Below are 821 nucleotides of genomic sequence, written 5' to 3' on the forward strand. Positions count from 1 at the left end.
GCCGCCCGCGATCGCCGGGACCAGGCCGGCGTTCAGCAGCGAGGACTTGCCCGCGCCCGAGGCGCCGACGAGCATCACCAGTCCGCCGGTACGGCCCGCCGTGCGCAGCTGGGCGATGATCGCGTCGGTGCTGCGCTCCCGGCCGAAGAACCAGCGCGCGTCCTCCTGCCGGTACGGCGCGAGACCCCGGTAGGGGCACACGCCACCGGTGATGGGCGGGGCCTGGGCGGGCGGCCGGCCGTTCTCCTCGGCGGGCGAGGCGGGCGGCGCGGCACGGTCGCCGACCGGGTCGGCCAGCGCGCGCTCCCACTGGCGCTGCCAGTGGCCNNGGCGGTGAACTGGGCCGGCACGTTCTTGGCCCGCCGCCAGTCGCTGATCCGCTGTGCGGACACGCGCACCGGGCGGCCGCGTTCGTCGACCCGCTGTAGCCGGCCGACCGCCTCGGCGACGCTTTTCAGGGGAGGGTTTCCGGCCTCCTTGTAGAGCAGCGCGAGGCGCTCGGCGAAAGCTGTGCGTGCCCCTGAGTCGGAACCCAAGGCCCCACCCCTCACTTCCCCCCGCCTGTGGACGTCCGGACCGGAAAACCCACCTTATACGGCTGACCTGCGGATAAGCCCCGCTCCGGAGACGGGGATCTCCTCCCCGGTGGCGACAAATGGCAGGATCGCAACCCCGGTAGCGGAACCGTCACACACCGTCCGGACAGGCCAACGGCCCGGCGCTCGGAGAGACACCTCATGGCGTTGCACATTTTCGGTCGACTTCCATCGAAAGCCGCGAGCGGTCGGCGATCCGACATCTGATCCGCCCCGCACCCGGCC

At 72.6% G+C, this 821-nt stretch carries 1 pseudogene; it reads right to left on the reverse strand.

The annotated features are described in order from the left end of the window. Positions 1–536, reverse strand: a pseudogene (locus CCN72_RS37420) (nSTAND1 domain-containing NTPase); the annotation flags it as partial. Positions 537–821: the final 285 nt, after the last annotated feature.

It is taken from the genome of Streptomyces murinus, from assembly GCF_002154555.1.
Taxonomy (GTDB): Bacteria; Actinomycetota; Actinomycetes; order Streptomycetales; family Streptomycetaceae; genus Streptomyces; species Streptomyces murinus.